The following is a 4,099-nucleotide window of genomic DNA, read 5'->3' on the forward strand; positions in this document are numbered from 1 at the left end:
CAACCACACTTTAGAAGGCACAACACATGACCCGTGGTGATGGGCTTTTGTGGCGAGGGGATTTATCCCCGATGGACTGCGCACCAGTCCCATTTTTTAGGGCCGCTGCGCGCCCCATCGGGGATAAATTCCCTCGCCACAAAAGCTCATCACTCGACATTCCCACTTTATGTAAAGGATTCCCCCCATGGCCGTGTTGCCAGAACTTGAAGCTTTTCTCGAACTCGCCGAGTTCGGTCGCCTGACCGGCAAAAGCCGTGCGATGCATGAACAGTCGCCGCAACAGGCGCGGATCGATTTTGAAGCGGCGTCGGGGTTTCTCGATGTGCCGCTGGACAGCGTGTCCTGCGAGGACTTCACGATTGCCGCACGGGATGGCCACAGCCTGTCGGCGCGGCTGTACCGTGATGGGCAGACAGTCGACGGATTGCAGCCGGTGATGCTGTATTTCCATGGCGGCGGGTACGTGGTCGGCAGCCTGGATTCCCATGACGCGTTGTGCCGGCGGCTGGCCTCACAAGGCGGGTTTGCGTTGCTGACCGTGGATTATCGACTGGCGCCTGAATGGCGTTTCCCGACGCCGGTGCAAGACGCCTGTGACGCGGGCAACTGGCTGGCGCGAGAGGGCGCGGCACATGGCCTGGACGCGACCCGGGTGGCGCTGGCCGGGGACAGCGTGGGCGCGACGCTGGCCACGGTGTTGTCGATCATGGCGGTGCGTGAACCTGCAGAACTGGCGCTGAAGCCCAAGGTGCAAGTGCTGGTGTACCCGGTGACGGATGCTACGAGCAAACGCGCCTCGCACCGGGATTTCGCCGAAGGGTTCTTGCTGGAAACACCGACGCTGGATTGGTTCTATGCCCATTACGCCCGCACGCCCCAGGACCTGGCGGACTGGCGCTGCTCGCCGTTGCTGGCGCAGGACCTGTCGGGCGTGGCACCGGCGCTGGTGTACCTGGCCGGGCATGATCCGCTGCACGACGAAGGTTTGGCGTATGCCGACCTGTTGCGCGCCGCCGGCAACGACGTGACGCTGCTGGAGCAACCGGGCATGACCCATGACTTTATGCGCATGGGCGGGTTGTTGAGTGAGGTGGAGGGGATTCATGCGCACGTGGCGGAGTGGGTTCGTTTGCGGGTTTGGAGGTGAGGTAAAGGCAACCGCCATTCCTGGGGCAGGGGTGGCGGTTTTTTTGTGCCCGGGAAATGGTTTTATGTTGACTGCACAGGCCTCATCGTCGGAACGCCGCCCGGAGCCGGTTCACTCCCACATTAGACCTGTGGGAACACAATTTTTGTGGCCACTGAAGATCCCCTGTGGGAGCGAGCCTGCTCGCGATAGCGGTATCACAGACAACACAAACCATCCGGCAAAAAAAAGCCCGCTTCTCACGAAGCGGGCATTTTTTCATTTCAGCCTACCGCTCAGAAATCATACTTCGCCGTGAGCTGCAGGTTGCGCGGCTCGCCGTAGAACGTGGTGCCGAAGTTGCCCAGGCCGGTCAGGTACTTCTTGTCGAAGACGTTGTTGGCATTGGCGGTGAAGCTCAGGTGTTCGTCGTACTGAAAACGGGTCATCAAGTCCACGAGGGTGTAGCCACCTTGCTTGAGCATGGTGTTGCCGCCTTCGCCGCCGCCCAGGTTCGGGCTGTAGCTTTGGCCGTAAAACGCGCTCTGCCAGCTGACGCCGCCACCGACGGTGACCTGGTCCAGTGCACCCGGCAGGCGATAGGTGGTGAACGTGCGCACCACGTGTTCCGGTTTGCTGGAGGCCAGCGGGAAACCGAAGATGCGTTGTTCGTCCTTGTCGCGGGTCCGGGCGTAGGTGTAGCCAGCCGACAGGTTCCAGCCTTCGGCCAGTTCACCGGCCAGTTCCAGTTCCACACCGTTGGTGGTGGCGCCGGAGATGGCTTTGTAAACGTCGCGACCCGTGTCAACGGTGGTGGTGACGTATTCGGCGACGTTGTCCTGCTCGATGCGGAAGAAGGCCAGGCTGGCGTTCAGCTTGCCTTCGAAGTAAGCCGCCTTCAGGCCGGTCTCGTAGCTGTCGCCTTCAACCGGGTCCAGGGTTTTGCCGCTGGCGTCCTGGTAGATCTGTGGCTGGTAGATGCTGGTGTAGCTGCCGTAGACCGAGTAGGTATCGTTCAGGTCATAGACCACGCCGGCGTAAGGCGTGACAACGCCATGTTCCTTGTAGCTGGCGTGGGTGTCGGCCAGGCCGGCGCCCGGGTAGTAGCTGTAATCCTCGTTGTACTTGTAGGTGCTCAGGCGGCCGCCAAGAATGAACGACAGGTCGTCGGTCGGACGCAGGCGCGTGGCCAGGTAAATACCGTTCTGGCTCTGGGTGCGTTCGTACTTGCCGTTTTTCGGGAAGTCCTGTTTCGGCAGATCGCCGTTCCAGTCATAGATGCTGCCCGGTACTTCGCCGAAGGCGCTGGTGTCGAAGGTCGCACCGGTCTGACGGGAGTGGGACGTCATGAAGCCGGCCACCACTTCATGCTCGCGGCCGCCCAGGGTGAACGGCCCGGAGACGTTCACGTCAGCCGTGTTCTGCACGCGATGACCTTCCCAGCGACCCCAGTAAAGGAACATGCCTTCGCCCGTGGCGCGGTCCGGGCTGCCGCCGCTGGCCGAGGCCAGGCGGGTGTCGTGATCCGTGGTTTTCTGGTCGAAGCTGGCCTTGAACTTCCAGTCATTGCCCAGGGCCTGCTCCAGCGATGAGAAGTAGGTGACGCTGTCGAAATCACGGCGGCTCCAGTCGGCACCCGGGTTGAAGCTGCGAGAGAAATCGGTACGGCCGCCATCGCTGAAGTATGGGGCGTTGCCGGTCCAGGAACTGCCGCGCGGGGTGGCGCTGGACTTGTCGACGCCCAGGGTCAGCAGGGTGTCGTCCGTCAGATCGGCTTCGAGGATGCCGTAGAACAGGTCTTTCTTCTGGCTGTAATGGTCGATGTAGGAATCTTTGTCCTGGTAGGCACCGACGAAACGGCCGCGCACGCTGCCGGTATCGTTCAGCGACCCGGAGAGGTCGCCGACGGTGCGGTAATTGTCCCAGGAGCCGGCGGTGGCACTGATCGAGGCCTTGAATTCCTTGGTCGGCTTTTTACGCACCAGGTTGACGGTGGCGGAGGGGTCACCCGCGCCGGTCATCAGGCCGGTCGCGCCCTTGATGACTTCGATGCGGTCGAGGCTGGCGGCGTCGTCGCTGTTGTTGGGGTTTTCACCGTAGACACCGTCGTAGGGAATGTTGACGCCATCGTATTGAAAGTTGGTGATGGCGAAGCCTCGCGCGGAAAACTCGGTGCGGTCACTGTCGTACTTTTGCGTGGTGACGCCCGGGGTGTTGCGCAGTGCGTCGGCAACGCTGGTGACGCCGCGATCGTCCATTTGCTGACGGGTGACCACGGTCACCGATTGCGGGGTTTCGCGAATGGTCAGCGGCAGCTTGGTCGCGGTGGTGGTGGCGCCAGTAGTGTAGGAACCGGTGTCTTCAGTGGTCAGGCCCAGGGCCTGGCCGGAAATGGTGGTGGCGCCCAGTTGCAGGCTGGAACCGCCGCCGGACACCAGCGTCACGGTGTTGCCGTTGATCTGGAACGAAATCCCGGTGCCCTTGAGCAATTCCGACAGGGCCTGGGAGGGCTCCAGCGAACCGGACACCGCACGGGACTTGATCCCGGCCACCTGGTCCGGGCTGTAGAGGATTTGCAGGTTGGTCTGCATGCCCAGTTCCGTCAGCGCGCTGGACAGCGGCTGGACCGCAATACTCACTTTTACCGGCGCCGCATTGGCCATCGAGCTCCCCAGCAAGGTGGCGGTCAGCAGGACGCTGGTGAACAGGGTACGGTGCAAAGTCGGACGCTGTACGGCCAGCGCGAGAGGTGTGCGGCGGGTTTGAGGTCGCATTACTTACCTGAGCTCCTGAAAAGTGGTGTGCAGAGTTTTTGTTAATGAGAATGATTATTAGACGTGGCAGGGGTGGAAAACCGGAAAGAAACCGGGCAAATAAATTTCAGAAAGATGAAACAGAGAAGAGAGGCTTACCTGTGGCGAGGGAGCTTGCTCCCGCTGGACTGCGTAGCAGGCCCTCTTTTTGGGGCCG

General features: G+C 61.6%; 2 protein-coding genes. One reads left to right on the top strand and one right to left on the bottom strand.

Annotation, left to right across the window (positions count from 1 at the left end; all coding sequences use genetic code 11):
- Positions 1-187: 187 nt before the first annotated feature.
- On the top strand, positions 188-1,150 hold the full coding sequence (locus tag EJA72_RS03340) for an alpha/beta hydrolase (RefSeq protein ID WP_157710118.1): 963 nt from the start codon (positions 188-190) through the stop codon (positions 1,148-1,150).
- 275 nt (positions 1,151-1,425) lie between these two features.
- On the opposite strand, the gene EJA72_RS03345 is transcribed toward EJA72_RS03340, so the two are convergent.
- Positions 1,426-3,903: a TonB-dependent siderophore receptor gene (locus EJA72_RS03345; RefSeq protein WP_157710119.1), complete on the bottom strand. Its 2,478-nt coding sequence runs from the start codon at positions 3,901-3,903 to the stop codon at positions 1,426-1,428.
- Positions 3,904-4,099: the final 196 nt, after the last annotated feature.

Origin of the sequence: Pseudomonas sp. PB120, from assembly GCF_009761815.1 — a bacterium.
GTDB lineage: Bacteria > Pseudomonadota > Gammaproteobacteria > Pseudomonadales > Pseudomonadaceae > Aquipseudomonas.